Origin of the sequence: Massilia hydrophila (genome assembly GCF_020208145.1) — a bacterium.
GTDB classification, from domain to species: Bacteria; Pseudomonadota; Gammaproteobacteria; order Burkholderiales; family Burkholderiaceae_D; genus Telluria; species Telluria hydrophila.
In genome coordinates this window covers 1-14,805 of record NZ_JAHYBX010000014.1, presented here as the reverse complement: position 1 = coordinate 14,805, position 14,805 = coordinate 1, and the positions used below count along the sequence as shown (strand labels likewise).

The following is a 14,805-nucleotide window of genomic DNA, read 5'->3' as shown; positions in this document are numbered from 1 at the left end:
CCGGCCGAGTCAAGACAGGCTGGCGATTCACGTCAGTGTATAAAGAATATTTCGGATTAGCAACAAGGACCTGGGTTCAAGATGGGAAGCGCATTCATGCCTGGGACAGCAAGCCAAGCGATGGGCCATATCGGACTTTCCAGTCCGCGATACTGCCCAGGCACCCGCAGTGCGTGCAGCGCACGCCGACGTAGATCCAGCGCACGGCGCCCCTGTCCTCATCCAGGGAAAAACAGACGCCCAGGTTGGCCTGGTCTGACTTGCATTCGACGCAGCGGAATTTCCTTGGTCGCCCCGTCCAATGCTCCTCGCTATCGCAGACGAACTGCTGCTGCCGGCAGTGGGCGCAGGTTCGGCGCACGGCGCCTTCGTCGGGAATCCAGTGAACCAGGAAGCTTTCCGATCCACATATGCAGATACAGGGACGATATTCGTGAATAGGGGACGATTCGGCAAATAAGGCTGCCAGGTACTCGGCGATATCATGCGGGCAGCTGCCTTTCCACCATTTACCGGAAGTGTCGATACTCATGTGGGCTCCGTTTGTCGATCTTGGCCTCGCCGTACAGGTCTGGCGGCTCGACCCCTGCTTTGTGGCAACATAGCAATTGCAGCCAACGACACACAAGAACGACACGACGATATGGCAAGGATACTCGTACTCAAGAACAGGCTACCGACCTGGCTGGGACAGATCGACATCGTCAATGAGGATGGGAAGCTGGCCTACCAGGCCGTCAGCGCATGGCGCTGGGGCGCGAACCGCTGGCGCCTGCGCCGGGGCGGGAGCGAGCTGGCCGTGCTGGAGCGTCCCTGGTTCACGTGGACAGCGGCCTGGCACGTCAGCGGCGCACTCGGGAACATCGTCCTCGAGCGCACTCCATGGGCGATGAAGCGCCGCTACACGGTCATGGGAGGGAGCTACGACGGCACCGTCATCAGCGGCAGCCTGTGGGACCGCAGTTTCGCCATCGAAGCACCAGGCCGGACGCTGGCACGCGCCAGCAATGCGCTGCTGTCCCTGCGCGACCGGCACCAGGTCGAGATTCTGGAGGAGTCCGCCGAGCTGCTGTGCATCGTGGCGATGCTGGTAATCAAGGCCGACCGCAATAGCGAAGCAGCTGCTGCAGCCAGCTGAGCGCTGGCGGCAGGAAACATTATTCACCCAGCGGAACAAGCATCGTTCATTGTCCGACCGGGGGAACAGCTCAGGCACTGGCCTCAGCAGTTCCCCGCCTGCACCGCATCGAACGGCGTTTCTTCCTGCTGCCGGTGGCCGCTGGCCAGCGGCTGGCGGCTCTCGGCGGTGTGCTGGAGTTCCACGATTTCCGGATCGTCCTGGTTGCGCAGTTCCAGGTAGCGGTCCAGCGCCTGGTCCAGGCGCGGCAGCAGGATGCCGCGTTCGCTGCCCAGGGCGCAGTAGCGCGGCCGCGCGGCCGGGTAGTCGATGGCGCGCGCCTCCAGCCGGCTGGCGTCGATGCCGGCCCGTTCCGCCGCCTTCAGCGCCAGCTCGGCCCAGGTGAGTTCGCCCCCATTCGACAGGTGCCAGATGCCGGCCTCGCGGTCGATCGCCAGGTCGAGGCAGGCGTGCACCAGGTCGGGCACGTAGGTCGCAGTGATGGTGAGATCGTTCGAGGCCGCGAACGGCTCGCCGCGCTCGAGCGCGCCCAGCGCCAGGGTGACGAAGTTGTAGGCGTCCCAGGGGCCGAAGAAGGCGCTGGTGCGCACCACCAGCGCGTCCGGGTTCGCGTCCAGCACCGCCACCTCGGCCTCGGCCTTGCTGCGCCCGTAGACGTTGAGCGGCGCCACCGGGTCGGATTCGACGTAGGGGCGGTCCTGCCTGCCGTCGAACACCAGGTCGCTGGAGAAGGTGGTCAGGTGGATGCCGTGGCGCGCGCAGGCGGCGGCCAGGATCGCTGGCCCGGCCGTGTTCTCGCGCAGGCAGCGCGCGGCGTCGCCCTCGGCCTCGTCCACGCGCACGTAGCCGCAGGTGTTGATCACGGCCCAGGGCTGGTACTGGGCCAGGGCGCGCTCGACCGAGGCGGCGTCGGCGATGTCCATCTCCTGGCGCGACAGCAGCCGGTAGGACAGGTTGCGCCGGCGGCAGACACGGGCGAAGGCGCGGCCGAGGGTGCCGGTGGCACCCAGGATCAGGATCGGCGCCGCCTGCGTGCCCACCAGGCGCGCGCCGTCGGCCGCGATCGAGGTGAGCGCGGCCGGGGTGGCCACCGGCGGGTGGCACAGGAAGCGCCCCGGACGGCGCCACCAGCCCTGGCCGCGCAGTACCGGGTGCGACAGCGGGGCGCCCAGCGAGAGTTCCTTCATCATGCGTGCCAGCGCGGTCGGGCGCGGGGTGGGCGAGCGCACGTCGAACGGGCCCGGCTCGTAGTAGCCGCGGTTCTGGGTGACCAGGCTGTTCCAGTCGAAGGAGCCGAGCAGCGACCACACGGTGACGGCGCGTACGTCGATCCCGTTGCGCTGCGACTGCTGGGCCGCCTGCCAGATCTCGAGCAGCCAGCGCAGCTGGTCTTCGCGGTTCGCGTCGATATGGGCTTCGGTGATGGCGAGCGGGATGCCGTAGCGATCCCAGATCTCGGACAGCAGCGGGGCGATGCCTGGGGTCGGCGTGGCCAGCACGCGCGAGGCCTCGATGTCGGCGCAGGGAATGCCGTCGGCGACACCGCGGTGGTGTTCCGGGAAGCGCTCGGGACGGTGGTCGAGCCAGCGCTCGGACGTCACGTAGTAGTTGACACCGATGATGTCGGGCGGGCAGGGGTTGTCGCGGAACCACAGGAATTCTTCGGCCGCGATGCCGGTCTTGAGCAGGTAGTCCCACAGGGCATGCCCTTCGTCGACCATGCCGCACAGCAGGTCCCAGGCCAGCCAGCGGCGCTCGTTGTAGAACTCGGCCACGTGCCCCAGTTCCGGGGTGCCGTAGGTCTTGCCGAGGTCGTCGGTCTGGACCAGCTTCGCCTGCGGGTTGACGGCGCGGATGGCGCGCATGGACAGCACCACCGCGCGGCACTGGTTCAGCAGGGCCTGGACGAAGCTGCGGTCGTCGCGGCCGTGCGGGTACCACACCCCGTACAGGCCGGCGAAGCGGGCGGTGGTGCAGGGTTCGTTGACCGGGGTGTAGTAGGAGATCCACGGATAGCGCGCGGCCACCGCGCCGGCGTAGGCGGCCAGCTGGTCGGCGAAGCCCGGGTCGAGCAGGCTGGTGTGGCGCGGGCCGCTGCCATGGTGTACCAGGCCGGCGATCGGGGTGATGCCGGCGTCGCGCAGGGCGTGCAGGCGTTCGTCGGGCCAGGACCAGTCGGCCGCGTCGATGCCCTCGGGGGCGGTGCGTTCCCACAGCACGGGATAGCGGATGGCACGGATGCCGGTGGCGGCGAAACGCCCGATGTCGCAGGCGCGTCCGGCGTGGCCGTTACGGTCCAGCTGGCTGAAATACTCGTCGCGGACACGGTTGACCGTGCATTCGAGGCCGCCCCACAGTTCCAGTGGGGGGCGTTGGCTGTTCGTGCTCTTTTCTGGATTCATCACTCACCATATTAGTTTTATAACAACAAAATCCCCGCAACGCAGCCTCCCAGGCGTAAAAGTGTCGAAAGGGGGGCTGGCCAGCGGGCCATGGGACGGGAAGCGGTTGACAGCGGCGCGCCAACCTGCAACCATGCAGTCCATGAATTTTCCGAAAGCACATCAATTTTTGCTGACCTGGTGGCGCCGCTCCTGACGCGCGGCCCCAGGAATGATTTGCATTTCGATTAACGCCGCCTCGATCCAGGTGGCGTTTTCATATCCAGCGCAGGAGGATCGGGGCACAGACAAGGAAACCCGATGAGCTCCCCCACCCCTGCAACGCCGACTTCTCCCTCCATGCCGGTCATCCTCACCGGAGACCGTCCGACCGGTCCGCTGCACCTCGGCCACTTCGTGGGCAGCCTGCGCAACCGCGTCGCCTACCAGGACAGCTACCGCCAGTTCGTCATGCTGGCCGATGCCCAGGCGCTGACCGACAACATGGATGACATCGGGAAGGTACACCGAAACGTGGTCGAAGTGGCGCTCGATTACCTCGCCTGCGGCATCGATCCGGCCCGCACGACCATCCTGATCCAGTCGCAGATCCCGGAACTGACCGAGCTCACCTTCTATTACCTGAACCTGGTGACGGTGGCGCGCCTCGAGCGCAACCCGACCGTGAAGCAGGAGATCATCCTGCGCGGCTTCGAGCGCGACATCCCGGCCGGCTTCCTGACCTACCCGGCCAGCCAGGCCGCCGACATCACCGCCTTCAAGGCCACCGTGGTGCCGGTAGGCGAAGACCAGATCCCGATGATCGAGCAGTGCAACGAGATCGTGCGCCGCTTCAACCGCACCTATAGCCCCGACCGCGACATCCTGCTCGAGTGCAAGGCGATCGTGCCGGAAGTGGGCCGCCTGCCCGGCATCGACGGCCGTGCCAAGATGAGCAAGTCGCTCGGCAACACCATCAACCTGGGCGCCAGCGCCGACGAGATCCGCGCCGCCGTCAAGCAGGTCTACACCGACCCGCTGCACCTGAAGGTGTCCGACCCCGGCCACCTGGAAGGCAACGTGGCCTTCATCTACCTCGACGCCTTCGACCAGGACAAGGACGGCCTGGCCGAGATGAAGGCCCACTACGTGCGTGGCGGCCTGGGCGACAGCGTGGTCAAGAAGCGCCTGGAAGGCATCCTGCAGGAGCTGCTGGCGCCGATCCGCGCGCGCCGCGAGGAGTTCGCCAAGGACCGCGGCCAGGTGCTGCAGATCCTGAAGGAGGGCACCATGAAGGCGCGCGAAGTGGCGGCCCAGACCACCGACGAAGTGAAGAAGGCGCTGGGGCTGTCCTACTTCTGACGGGCCGGGCCCGCGCCGGGTAGCGTGCGCCGCTACCCGGTGGCGCAGGGCGCGTGTCCTTGTGCGCGCTGCTGGAATGCAATTTCCTTTCGTGGCAAGCTGACTCTTCCATCGACACCGGAGGACAACATGGGCAAGGGCTTGCGCTTCACCGAAAAATGGCTCCAGCGGGCCTTGTGGCTGGTCGCGTTCGCGTTCGCGGCGTTCCTGGTCGGCCTGGGCAGCGCCGTCATCGGCAACCTGGGCGACGTCGAGCCGGAACTCACGCTCGAGCAGTTCATGGACCCGGCCCAGGTGGCGCGCCTGCGCAGCGAGCAGGCCGAGGCCAAGGAAAGGCATGCCGCCGCTGGCCTGGCATTCGAGCAGGCCAGCCACAAGCACGAGGTGGCACAGGCGAATACCCGCACCGCGCGCGAGACCCTGGACAACTGGCTCGCCACGAGGCGCGCCACCGCGCGCCCCGACCAGGACCCCGAATTGATCGGGCGCACCCGCGCGCTCGATGCGCTCGAAGCGCAGGAACGCGCGGCGCTCGCCGCGGTGCAGGCCCAGCAGCAGATCCTGCTCGACGCCGACCAGGCCCAGCGCAAGGCCGACGCGCGCTGGGAAGCGCTGGAAGCGCCCGCGCGCGCCGCCGTCCTCGAGGCCCAGCGTGCGCTGGAGCTGCGCGTCTTCCTGTACCGCCTGGCCCTGACCCTGCCCTTGCTGGCGGTGGCCGGCTGGCTGTTCGCACGCAAGCGCAAGAGCACCTACTGGCCGTTCGCCTGGGGTTTCATTTTCTTCGCCCTGTTCGCCTTCTTCTTCGAGCTGATGCCCTACCTGCCCAGCTATGGCGGCTATGTACGCAACCTGGTCGGCATCGCCGTCACGGTGCTGGCGGGACGCTATGCGATCCAGTCGCTGCAGCGCTACCTGGCGCGCCAGAAGGAAGCCGAGGCACTGCCGGACGCGCAGCGCCGCCAGACCCTGCGCTACGACACGGTACAGGCCCGGCTGGGCAAGGGCGTGTGCCCGGGCTGCGAGCGTCCGCTCGACCTGAAGGACGCCAGCCTCGACTTCTGCCCCCACTGCGGCATCGGCCTGTTCGACCGCTGCGGCTGCTGCAACAGCCGCAAGAACGCTTTCGCCCGCTTCTGCTTCTCGTGCGGGACGGCGGCGAATACGGCGCTGGCGGATTGACGGAGGAAATCGTAGGGTGGGCGGCTCCACCGTGGAACGTGGACCATCCGCGGCATGCGCGCCGCCCACGCGGTGGTCGTTGACGGCTCCGTTCCCGCGCCGGATGATCTTGCTGCGATTGATCACCGCGTGGGCGGCGCACGGGACGGCAGCCGTTTTACTTGCCGGGTACAGCCGCCCACCCTACGGCGGACGGCCCGTGGCGGGGACTACCTAGTCGCGCAGGTCGGCCGGCACCTTGCCGCCGTTGGCCGCCAGCTTGTTCATCACCTGGCGGTGCAGCCAGATGTTCATCTTGGCCGAGTCGCTGGTGTCACCCGTGTAGTGCAGCTCGGCGGCCAGTTCCTTGCGCGCCTGCAGGCTGCTGTCCAGGCCGAGCAGCTTCATCAGGTCGACGATCGACGTGCGCCAGTTCAGCTGCTGGCCCGAGGAGGCCTGCATCTGGGTCAGGATGGCCTCGACGTCCACCTGTTCCATTGCGGCAGGCGCGGCCTGCGGGGCGGCCTGGGGCGCTGCCTGCGGCTGGGCCTGCGGTGCCGATGGTGCCGATGGCGCCGGCGCCTGTGCCTGGGGCTGGGCCGCCGGTCCCTTGTTGGCGGCATGCGCTTTCGGGAAGATCTTGCCGAAGATATTGCTCAGGATACCCATGTTATCTCCTTCATTGCTGTTGGTGGATGGAGGACGCATGCGCTGCGCCACGTGGCCCAGCGCCAGTGCCAGCGCGGCGCCGCCGATGGCCTTGACCAGGGTCGGGTGCTCCGCATAGAAGGCGCTCATGCGGTCGACGATGCCGGGATTCTGCTGCTCGGCCTTCTCGGCCAGCTCGCGCACCTGCTCGGGCGAGACCTGGGACGCCTGTTCCGGGCTGAGCTGCTTGCCGCCGCCGAACATGTTGCCGAACATGCCGCCCGCCACCGAGGACAGGACGGCCGGGTTTAGCGAGCCCAGCAGCTGGTTCAGCATGCCCGCGCGGCCGTTCGCATCGCTCTGCCCGAACAGCTGGCTGACCACCTGCGGGAAGGGCGGTGTCTGGTTGGAACGCAGCGCGCTGGCCACGCCCTCGGCGAGCGTTTCGCGCGGAGCGCTCCGGGCCACGCGGTCGAAGTCTTCCGCGGCCCGGTCCTGGTTGCCTCCGCCCAGGTATTGCGACAACAAATTTCCCAAATCAAATGCCATCTCATTCTCCTGGCTGCATACGGTTGAATGACGAGCGTAGGCGCTTTGCGCGCCTGTCTTCTGTTCGCTATTCAACCCTTGCCGTCAAAAGCGGCCCGGCTCAGCCGCGCAACAGCCCGTCGATCCCGGCCCGGTAGCGCCGGCTGCCCAGCACCTCGCTGTCGCCGTCCAGCAGCAGCACGAAGTCGCCGCTGGGCTGCGGCTGCAATTCGCGGATGTCGCGCGTGTTGACGATGCAGGAGCGCGATACCCGCAGGAAAGCCTCAGGATCGAGCCGCGTCTCCAGGCCGGACAGGGTCTCGCGCAGCAGGTGCATGCGTTCGCGGGTGTGCACTTCGATGTAGTTGCCGGTGGCCTCGAAATGGGTGACCTCGTCCACGTCGAGCAGCAGCACGCGGCCGGCCTTGCGGATCGGCAGGCGGCGCAGGTAGCGCCGCGCCGGGCCGGCGCCCAGTTCGCCCAGCACCGCTGCGACGCGCGCCGCCAGATCGTTCGTCGTGTCCGTCCTGTCCGGCCCGGCCAGCCGGCTCCTGGCGCGCGCCAGCGCGTCGCGCAGGCGCGCAGGCTCCACCGGCTTGAGCAGGTAGTCGAGCGCCTGGACCTCGAAGGCGCGCACCGCATACTGGTCGTATGCCGTGACGAAGATGGTGGCCGGCATGCAGTCGCCGCCGACCGCCGCGATCACGTCGAAGCCGTCGGCCTCGGGCATGGCGATGTCAAGGAAGACCAGGTCCGGCTGCAACGCGGCGATGGCCTCGATGGCGGAGGCGCCGTCGGCGCATTCGCCCACCACCTCGATGCCGGCGTCGCCTTCGAGCAGCTGGCGGATGCCGCGCCGCGCCAGCGCTTCGTCGTCGACGATCAGGGTGCGGATGCGCATGCACCCTCCCGCAGCGGAATCGCGAGCGTGGCCACGGCGCCGCCGCCGGGCCGGGCGCCGATGGCGAAGTGCTGGCGCTCGCCGAACATGTGCTGCAGGCGGGCGCGCGTGTTCGACAGGCCGATGCCCCATCGCATGTGGCGGGCCAGGCCGGCGCCGTCGTCGCTCACCGCCAGCTGCAGCATGCCGTCTTCGGCGCGGGCGCTGACCACGATGCGGCCGGGCCGGGCGCGCGGCGCCAGGCCGTGGCACAGGGCGTTTTCCACCAGCGGCTGCAGCACCAGGCTGGGCACGCGCGCCCCCAGCAGTTGCGGCGGAATGTCGATCCGGTAGCTGAGGCGGTCGGCGAAGCGGATCTGCTCGATCTCCAGGAAGTTGCTGATGAAATCGCATTCCTCGCGCAGCGTGACCTCGGCGCTGGCGTCCTTGTCCAGCACCTTGCGCAGCAGGGCGCACAGCAGCTGCAGCATGTGGCGCGCGGCGGCCGGGTCGTCGCCGGTGAGCACGGCGATCGAGTTCAGGGTGTTGAACAGGAAGTGCGGCTGCAGCTGCGAGCGCAGCGCCAGCAGGCGCGCCTCGGCCAGCTGGGCTTCCAGCCCGAGCTGGCGGCGTTCGCGCTCATGCACCGCCTGCTGAAGGCGCAGGAACTGCACCGCGCCCAGCAGCACCCAGTACACGGCCAGGCTGGGCAGGAAGGCCGAGCCGATCAGGCGCGCATAGGTGGCGCTCCAGTCGCCCGTGAAACCGGGCGCGCCCACTAGCGGCGCGGCGGCCGCGTACAGCGCCAGGTGCAGCAGCACCGAGCCGGCGCTGGCGGCCGAGTGCAGCGCCAGCGCGCGCCAGACGTCCCGGCGGGTGACGGGCAGGCGCCTGGCCAGCCACAGCATGGCCGGCGTCAGCAGCGCCCAGGCGCCCGACCACACCGACCACGCCGCCAGGGTGCCGCCCCAGGGCAGTGGCTGCCCGCGCACCGCGGCGGCGACGTGGGACTGGGCGGCGAACACCAGCGCGCACAGGGCCCAGCCGCCCAACGTCAGGAGGAGGGGGCGGCGGTAGCCGGCGAAGCGCCGGAGCGGCGCGGTGGAGGCGACGGACACTGTGGACACTGCGGCACCGTGAAGGAAGACGATAGGCCAGCGCATCTTACACCGGCTGCGCTCACCGGCCGCCGCTTCCAGCCTGGACTTTCCTCATTGGTGGGCCGCCTTCAGCGGCGGCGCCGCCGTCGTCGACAGCAGGCCGAGCTGGCGCATGATGCCGATCGTGTCGCCCGTGGCCCATTCCTCGGCAATCCTGCCGTCCACGAAACGGAACGTGGCCTGGCCGGTGACCTTGACCGGCTTGCCGGTGGCCGGCAGGCCGTTGCCGGTGCCGGTATTGGTGCCGGTGGCGGTCCAGCGCACCGCCACCAGGTCGTTCTCGGCCAGGATCAGGTCGACGTGCATCCTGAGGTCGGGGAAGGCCTGGCGCCAGCCCCTGGCTTCGCGCATGCCGGCTTCGCGGGTAAAGGTGCCGCTGCCGGCGTGGCCGACGAAATCCTCGGTATATGGCACGGTGAAGATTCCCTGGTTCAGGCCTTCTTCATAGACGCGGCGGGCCAGCGACTTGTTCAGTTCCTCCTGGGGAGCGGCCATGGCGCTGGCGCTGCCGAGGAAGGCGGTGGCGAGGAGGACGGCGCGCAGGCTGCGCAGGACGGTTCGGTGCATGGGATGTCTCCATGTGAAGGTGAGGGCGGATGCGCCCGGGACGCCATCCTGCGCCCGCCGCGGCCCCTGCCTGCCGGATGCGTGACGGATGGCGCGAAAGCGGTGACGGGCGGCGCGAAAGCAGGGACGGCGCGGGCGCGCGAACGGCGCCGGCCGCAGTGGACAGGCGCGCGCCGGCCGGGTTAAGCTCGCCGCATGCCTTATCTGCCGCTCCTCCTGTTCGCCGTCCTGTATGCCTTCGCCACGTTTGCGTGGGCGCTGCCGCTGCCGGTCGGGGGGCTGTACCTGGCCATGAGCCTGAGCTGCTTCGCGGCGTATGCGATCGACAAGTCGGCCGCGCGGCAGGGTAATTGGCGCACGCCGGAATCGACCCTGCTGCTGCTTGGCCTGGCCGGCGGCTGGCCGGGCGCCGTGCTGGCCCAGCAGTGGCTGCGCCACAAGACGGCGAAGGCCGCGTTCCAGCGCAAGTTCCAGCTGAGCGTGGCGCTGAACCTCGGCCTGTTCCTGTACCTGGCGCGCCAGCTCGGCCAGCCGGGCGCCTACTGAATCAGGCGGGCGGGCAGGGCATGTGGCGCTATCCCCGGATCCTGGCCCACCGCGGCGGCGGTACCCTGGCGCCCGAGAACACCTATGCGGGGCTGCGGCGCGGACTGGAGTTCGGATTTCGCGCGGTGGAATTCGACGTCATGCTGGCGCGCGACGGGGTGCCGGTGGTGCTGCACGATCCCTGCCTGGGCCGCACCGTGAACGGCACCGGCCACGTGTTCGACTACGACGCGCGTGAACTGGCGCGCATGGATGCCGGTAGCTGGTTCGGCGCCGCCTACCGAGACGAAGGCGTGCCCCTGTTCACCGAATTCGCCGCCCTGTGCCGGTCGTACGGGATCTGGATGAACATCGAGATCAAGCCGGCGCCCGGCTTCGAGCGCGAGACCGGGACGACGGTGGCGCGCCTGGCGCAGGCCATGTTCGCCGACGCGCTCGCGACAGGCGACCTGGCGCGTGCCCCGCTGCTGTCCTCGTTCAGCCTGACGGCGCTGCAGGCCGCGCGGCTTGCCGCACCCGGGCTGCCGCGCGCCTGCCTGATGCGCCAGGCGCCGCCCGACTGGGAAGCGCAGGCGCGCGCGGTGGGCGCGGCCGCGCTCCACCTCGACCACCGCTTCCTGGAACCGGCGCTGGCCGCGGCCGTGCGCGCGGCGGGCTTCGGCCTGTTCTGCTACACGGTGAACACGCCGGCGCGGGCGCGCGAACTGCTGTCCTGGGGCGTCGACGCCTTCTGCACCGACCGCATCGACCTGATCGGCCCGGCCGACTGGCCCGTCTCCAGCTAGGCTATAATCGTTTTTTTATAGCGCATGCTCCCTCATTCCGCCCTCACGACATGAAATCCTCCGAAATCCGCGACAAGTTCCTCAAGTTCTTCGAGTCCAAAGGCCACACCATCGTCCGTTCCAGCCCGCTGGTGCCGGGCAACGACCCGACCATGCTGCTGACGAACAGCGGAATGGTGCAGTTCAAGGATGTGTTCCTGGGCCTGGATACGCGCCCGTACTCGCGCGCCACCACCGTGCAGCGCTGCGTGCGCGCCGGCGGCAAGCACAACGACCTGGAAAACGTCGGCTACACCGCGCGCCACCATACCTTCTTCGAAATGCTGGGTAACTTCAGCTTCGGCGACTACTTCAAGCGCGATGCGATCAACTACTGCTGGGAGCTCTTGACCCGCGTCTACCTGCTGCCCGCCGAAAAGCTGACCGTCACCGTCTACTTCGAGGACGACGAGGCCTACGACATCTGGGCCAACGAGATCGGCGTGCCGAAAGAGCGCATCATCCGCATCGGCGACAACAAGGGCGCGCGCTACGCATCCGACAACTTCTGGCAGATGGCCGACACCGGCCCCTGCGGCCCGTGCACCGAGGTGTTCTACGACCACGGCGCCGACATCTGGGGCGGCCCTCCGGGCTCGCCCGAGGAAGACGGCGACCGCTTCATCGAGATCTGGAACCTGGTGTTCATGCAGTTCAACCGCGACGAAGCGGGTGTCCTGACCCCGCTGCCGAAGCCGTCGATCGACACCGGCATGGGCATGGAGCGCCTGGCCGCCGTGCTGCAGCACGTGCACAGCAACTACGAGATCGACCTGTTCCAGGCACTGATCAAGGCCGCCGCGCGCGAAACCGGCGCGCTCGACCTGGAAAACAACTCGCTGAAGGTGATCGCCGACCACATCCGCGCGGCGTCCTTCATGATCGTCGACGGCATCATCCCGAGCAGCGAAGGCCACGGCTACGTCCTGCGCCGCATCATCCGCCGCGCGCTGCGCCACGGCCACAAGCTGGGCCAGACCAAGCCCTTCTTCCACAAGCTGGTGGCGGACCTCGACATCGAGATGGGCGAGGCCTATCCGGAACTGCGCGAAGCATCAGCGCGCGTGGCCCAGGTCCTGAAGGCCGAGGAAGAGCGTTTCGGCGAAACGCTGGAAAACGGCATGAAGATCCTGGAAGCGCAGCTGGCCAAGGATGCGAACAATCTGGACGGCGCCACCGCCTTCACCCTGTACGACACCTACGGCTTCCCGCTCGACCTCACCGCCGACATCTGCCGCGAGCGCGGCGTGACCCTGGACGAAGCGGGGTTTGCCGCCGCCATGGAGCAGCAGAAGAAGACGGCGCGCGCCGCCGGCAAGTTCAAGATGGCCGCCAAGGTCGAGTATGCGGGCGAGAAGACCAAGTTCGTCGGCTATGAATCGCTGGCCCACAACACCCACGTGCTGGCCCTGTACGCCGACGGCGTCTCGGTGCAGGAACTGAAGGCCGGCCAGGAAGGCATCGTGGTGCTCGACACCACCCCGTTCTACGCCGAGTCGGGCGGCCAGGTCGGCGACCAGGGTGAAATCCGTATGGGCGCCAATGTGTTCGACGTCGAAGACACCCTGAAGATCCAGGCCGAGGTCTTCGGCCACCACGGCGTCCTGCGCGCAGGTTCGCTGAAAGTGGGCGACACCGTGGATGCGCAGGTCGACACCGTCAAGCGCGCGCGTACCATCCGCAACCACTCGGCGACCCACCTGATGCACAAGGCCCTGCGCGAAGTGCTGGGCAGCCACGTGCAGCAGAAAGGCTCGCTGGTCGATCCGGACAAGACCCGCTTCGACTTCAGCCACGGCGCGCCGCTCACCCTTGATGAAATCGCCAAGGTCGAGATGATCGTCAACCGCGAGATCCTCGAGAACCACGCCACCCAGGCCCAGCACATGAGTTTCGACGACGCCGTCAAGCACGGCGCCATGGCGCTGTTCGGCGAGAAGTACGGCGACAGCGTGCGCGTGCTGGACATCGGCTCCTCGAAAGAGCTGTGCGGCGGCGTGCACGTCACCCGTACCGGCGACATCGGCCTGTTCAAGATCGTCTCGGAAGGCGGTGTCGCTGCCGGCATCCGCCGCGTCGAAGCCGTAACAGGCGAGGGCGCGCTGGCGCTGGTGCAGTCGATCAACCGCAAGCTGCAGGAAGCCGCCGGCGCCTTGAAGACCAGCCCTGACGAGCTGCCGACCCGCATCTCCCAGGTGCAGGACCAGGTGAAAATGCTGGAGAAGGAAGTGGCCGCGCTCAAGTCGAAGCTGGCCGCGGGCCAGGGCGACGAGCTGGTGACCAAGGCGGTGGACGTGAACGGCATCAAGGTGCTGGCCGCGACCATGGAGGGCGCCGACGTGACCGCGCTGCGCGAAACCATGGACAAGCTGAAGGACAAGCTGCAGACCGCCGCGATCGTGCTGGCCAGCGTGGCAGACGGCAAGGTCAGCCTGATCGCCGGCGTCACCAAGGACGCCACCGGTAAAGTGAAAGCCGGCGAACTGGTGAACTTCGTCGCCCAGCAGGTGGGCGGCAAGGGCGGCGGCCGTCCGGACATGGCCCAGGCGGGTGGTACCGATCCGGCAGGCCTGCCGCAGGCGCTGGCGGGCGTAGCCGCCTGGGTGGGCGAGCGCGCGTAAGCGTTGTTGACCATCCGGTAGAAAAATGACGCCGCCTTCGGGCGGCGTTTGCGTTGGCGCATCAGTAAGACCGGTGTATTCATGCATATTCGGCTGCGCGTCTTGCATTGCTTGCATGTGTAGGCGCATGCCTGTGCGGGCAGCTTGCAAATCCGCTTGTCGGGCGCATTTACCAGGTGTCGCACCAGGGTGGTGCTACCCGGTTGCCAATGTGACGCATGCTGGTGCACAGGCATGGATCAGTTCACAATCGGTTGCAGTCGTGCAACAATGTATGACTATTTTGGTGCGCTGCGTCATACTGCCGTAAAAGGAGTAGTATTCGATTCCCGAGCACCTTCTTTACTTTGCAGGCATGCGATGAGCGACACCACTATCGACATTGATACCATGGAATTCCAGCGAGACCTGGATGCGCGCGGACTGAACTGTCCGCTGCCGATCCTGAAGGCCAAGAAGGCACTGGCCGAGATGGAAAGCGGGCAGGTGCTGCGCATCGTGGCAACCGACACCGGTTCCGTGCGCGACTTCCAGGCATTTGCCAAGCAGACCGGCAATGCCCTGCTGGCGCACACCGTCGAGCACGGCGAATTCACCTTCTTCATGCGTCGCAAGTAAGCCGCCGACGCGCCGCGAGCAAGGCATGTCCAGCTGGCCTGCCAGCTTGCGGCGGCAAGGAAGGGCGAGCCGCACAGCCCTTCCATATCCGATTCCCGCCGCTCTTGAACGCAGTTTAGGTGGAATGCTCTAACTAAAAAACGCACGATCGTGCTTTAATTTCGACCTGAAGCCGAATTTCTCTTATAATCGAGACCATTTTCGTCTGTCATTCCATTCCATTTTCTAAAGGCACCCTATGAAAGTCCTGGTACCCGTCAAACGCGTGGTCGACTACAACGTCAAGGTCCGCGTCAAATCCGACGGCAGCGGCGTGGATATCGCCAATGTCAAAATGTCGATGAACCCGTTCGACGAGATCGCGCTGGAAGAAG

13 protein-coding genes and 1 pseudogene are annotated in these 14,805 nt (G+C 67.4%); 8 read left to right on the top strand and 6 right to left on the bottom strand.

Annotation, left to right across the window (positions count from 1 at the left end):
* Window positions 1–94: 94 nt before the first annotated feature.
* Entirely contained in the window at window positions 95–532 is a 438-nt protein-coding gene (locus LE190_RS20855; protein ID WP_225240509.1) for a hypothetical protein, read from the bottom strand.
* Between the two features lie 111 nt (window positions 533–643).
* Between LE190_RS20855 and LE190_RS20850 the strand changes: the two genes are divergently transcribed.
* Window positions 644–1,138: an LURP-one-related/scramblase family protein gene (locus LE190_RS20850; RefSeq protein WP_225240508.1), complete on the top strand. Its 495-nt coding sequence runs from the start codon at window positions 644–646 to the stop codon at window positions 1,136–1,138.
* Window positions 1,139–1,221: 83 nt separating this feature from the next.
* Here LE190_RS20850 and LE190_RS20845 read toward each other — a convergent pair whose 3' ends face one another.
* Window positions 1,222–3,540, bottom strand: coding sequence for a sugar nucleotide-binding protein (locus LE190_RS20845; RefSeq protein WP_225240507.1), 2,319 nt, complete (start codon window positions 3,538–3,540; stop codon window positions 1,222–1,224).
* Window positions 3,541–3,840: 300 nt separating this feature from the next.
* On the opposite strand from LE190_RS20845, the gene trpS reads away from it, so the two are divergent.
* On the top strand, window positions 3,841–4,881 hold the full coding sequence (gene trpS, locus LE190_RS20840; RefSeq protein ID WP_225240506.1) for a tryptophan--tRNA ligase: 1,041 nt from the start codon (window positions 3,841–3,843) through the stop codon (window positions 4,879–4,881).
* 129 nt (window positions 4,882–5,010) lie between these two features.
* Entirely contained in the window at window positions 5,011–6,060 is a 1,050-nt protein-coding gene (locus LE190_RS20835) for a zinc ribbon domain-containing protein (RefSeq protein WP_225240505.1), read from the top strand.
* A gap of 213 nt (window positions 6,061–6,273) precedes the next feature.
* On the opposite strand, the gene LE190_RS20830 is transcribed toward LE190_RS20835, so the two are convergent.
* From LE190_RS20830 to LE190_RS20815, 4 genes are all read right to left on the bottom strand, one after another.
* Entirely contained in the window at window positions 6,274–6,708 is a 435-nt protein-coding gene (locus tag LE190_RS20830) for a DUF3597 domain-containing protein (RefSeq protein ID WP_225240551.1), read from the bottom strand.
* 628 nt (window positions 6,709–7,336) lie between these two features.
* Window positions 7,337–8,116 carry a LytR/AlgR family response regulator transcription factor gene (locus LE190_RS20825; RefSeq protein WP_225240504.1) on the bottom strand — a complete coding sequence of 260 codons (780 nt, stop codon included), beginning with the start codon at window positions 8,114–8,116 and terminating at the stop codon, window positions 7,337–7,339.
* Window positions 8,098–9,222: a sensor histidine kinase gene (locus tag LE190_RS20820; RefSeq protein WP_225240503.1), complete on the bottom strand. Its 1,125-nt coding sequence runs from the start codon at window positions 9,220–9,222 to the stop codon at window positions 8,098–8,100. Before LE190_RS20820 ends, LE190_RS20825 begins: the two co-directional genes overlap by 19 nt.
* An 84-nt stretch (window positions 9,223–9,306) precedes the next feature.
* A complete protein-coding gene (locus LE190_RS20815; RefSeq protein ID WP_225240502.1) occupies window positions 9,307–9,822 on the bottom strand; it encodes an ester cyclase in 516 nt (171 codons plus the stop codon).
* A 195-nt stretch (window positions 9,823–10,017) separates the two neighbouring features.
* Here LE190_RS20815 and LE190_RS20810 point away from each other — a divergent pair, with 195 nt between their 5' ends.
* The 5 genes and pseudogenes from LE190_RS20810 to LE190_RS20790 all read left to right on the top strand — a co-directional run.
* The gene (locus LE190_RS20810; RefSeq protein WP_225240501.1) at window positions 10,018–10,368 is read left to right on the top strand and encodes a DUF1294 domain-containing protein; all 351 of its coding nucleotides are present in this window, start codon (window positions 10,018–10,020) and stop codon (window positions 10,366–10,368) included.
* A 20-nt stretch (window positions 10,369–10,388) separates the two neighbouring features.
* Complete coding sequence (ugpQ, locus tag LE190_RS20805; protein ID WP_225240500.1) at window positions 10,389–11,153, top strand: glycerophosphodiester phosphodiesterase; 765 nt, start codon at window positions 10,389–10,391, stop codon at window positions 11,151–11,153.
* Between the two features lie 50 nt (window positions 11,154–11,203).
* Window positions 11,204–13,813: an alanine--tRNA ligase gene (gene alaS, locus LE190_RS20800; RefSeq protein ID WP_225240499.1), complete on the top strand. Its 2,610-nt coding sequence runs from the start codon at window positions 11,204–11,206 to the stop codon at window positions 13,811–13,813.
* A 390-nt stretch (window positions 13,814–14,203) separates the two neighbouring features.
* Window positions 14,204–14,431, top strand: a complete 228-nt coding sequence (locus LE190_RS20795; protein ID WP_224946480.1) for a sulfurtransferase TusA family protein — start codon at window positions 14,204–14,206, stop codon at window positions 14,429–14,431.
* Between the two features lie 238 nt (window positions 14,432–14,669).
* Window positions 14,670–14,805: pseudogene (locus LE190_RS20790) on the top strand (electron transfer flavoprotein subunit beta/FixA family protein); the annotation flags it as partial.

What these genes read in the sequence shown, in the direction of transcription:
- ugpQ (WP_225240500.1), top strand. Translation starts at nt 10,389, where the DNA reads ATGTGGCGCTATCCCCGGATCCTGGCCCACCGCGGCGGCGGTACCCTG.
- LE190_RS20795 (WP_224946480.1), top strand. Translation starts at nt 14,204, where the DNA reads ATGGAATTCCAGCGAGACCTGGATGCGCGCGGACTGAACTGTCCGCTG.
- LE190_RS20850 (WP_225240508.1), top strand. Translation starts at nt 644, where the DNA reads ATGGCAAGGATACTCGTACTCAAGAACAGGCTACCGACCTGGCTGGGA.
- LE190_RS20830 (WP_225240551.1), bottom strand. Translation starts at nt 6,708, where the DNA reads ATGGGTATCCTGAGCAATATCTTCGGCAAGATCTTCCCGAAAGCGCAT.
- LE190_RS20815 (WP_225240502.1), bottom strand. Translation starts at nt 9,822, where the DNA reads ATGCACCGAACCGTCCTGCGCAGCCTGCGCGCCGTCCTCCTCGCCACC.
- alaS (WP_225240499.1), top strand. Translation starts at nt 11,204, where the DNA reads ATGAAATCCTCCGAAATCCGCGACAAGTTCCTCAAGTTCTTCGAGTCC.
- LE190_RS20845 (WP_225240507.1), bottom strand. Translation starts at nt 3,540, where the DNA reads ATGAATCCAGAAAAGAGCACGAACAGCCAACGCCCCCCACTGGAACTG.
- LE190_RS20855 (WP_225240509.1), bottom strand. Translation starts at nt 532, where the DNA reads ATGAGTATCGACACTTCCGGTAAATGGTGGAAAGGCAGCTGCCCGCAT.
- LE190_RS20825 (WP_225240504.1), bottom strand. Translation starts at nt 8,116, where the DNA reads ATGCGCATCCGCACCCTGATCGTCGACGACGAAGCGCTGGCGCGGCGC.
- trpS (WP_225240506.1), top strand. Translation starts at nt 3,841, where the DNA reads ATGAGCTCCCCCACCCCTGCAACGCCGACTTCTCCCTCCATGCCGGTC.
- LE190_RS20835 (WP_225240505.1), top strand. Translation starts at nt 5,011, where the DNA reads ATGGGCAAGGGCTTGCGCTTCACCGAAAAATGGCTCCAGCGGGCCTTG.
- LE190_RS20810 (WP_225240501.1), top strand. Translation starts at nt 10,018, where the DNA reads ATGCCTTATCTGCCGCTCCTCCTGTTCGCCGTCCTGTATGCCTTCGCC.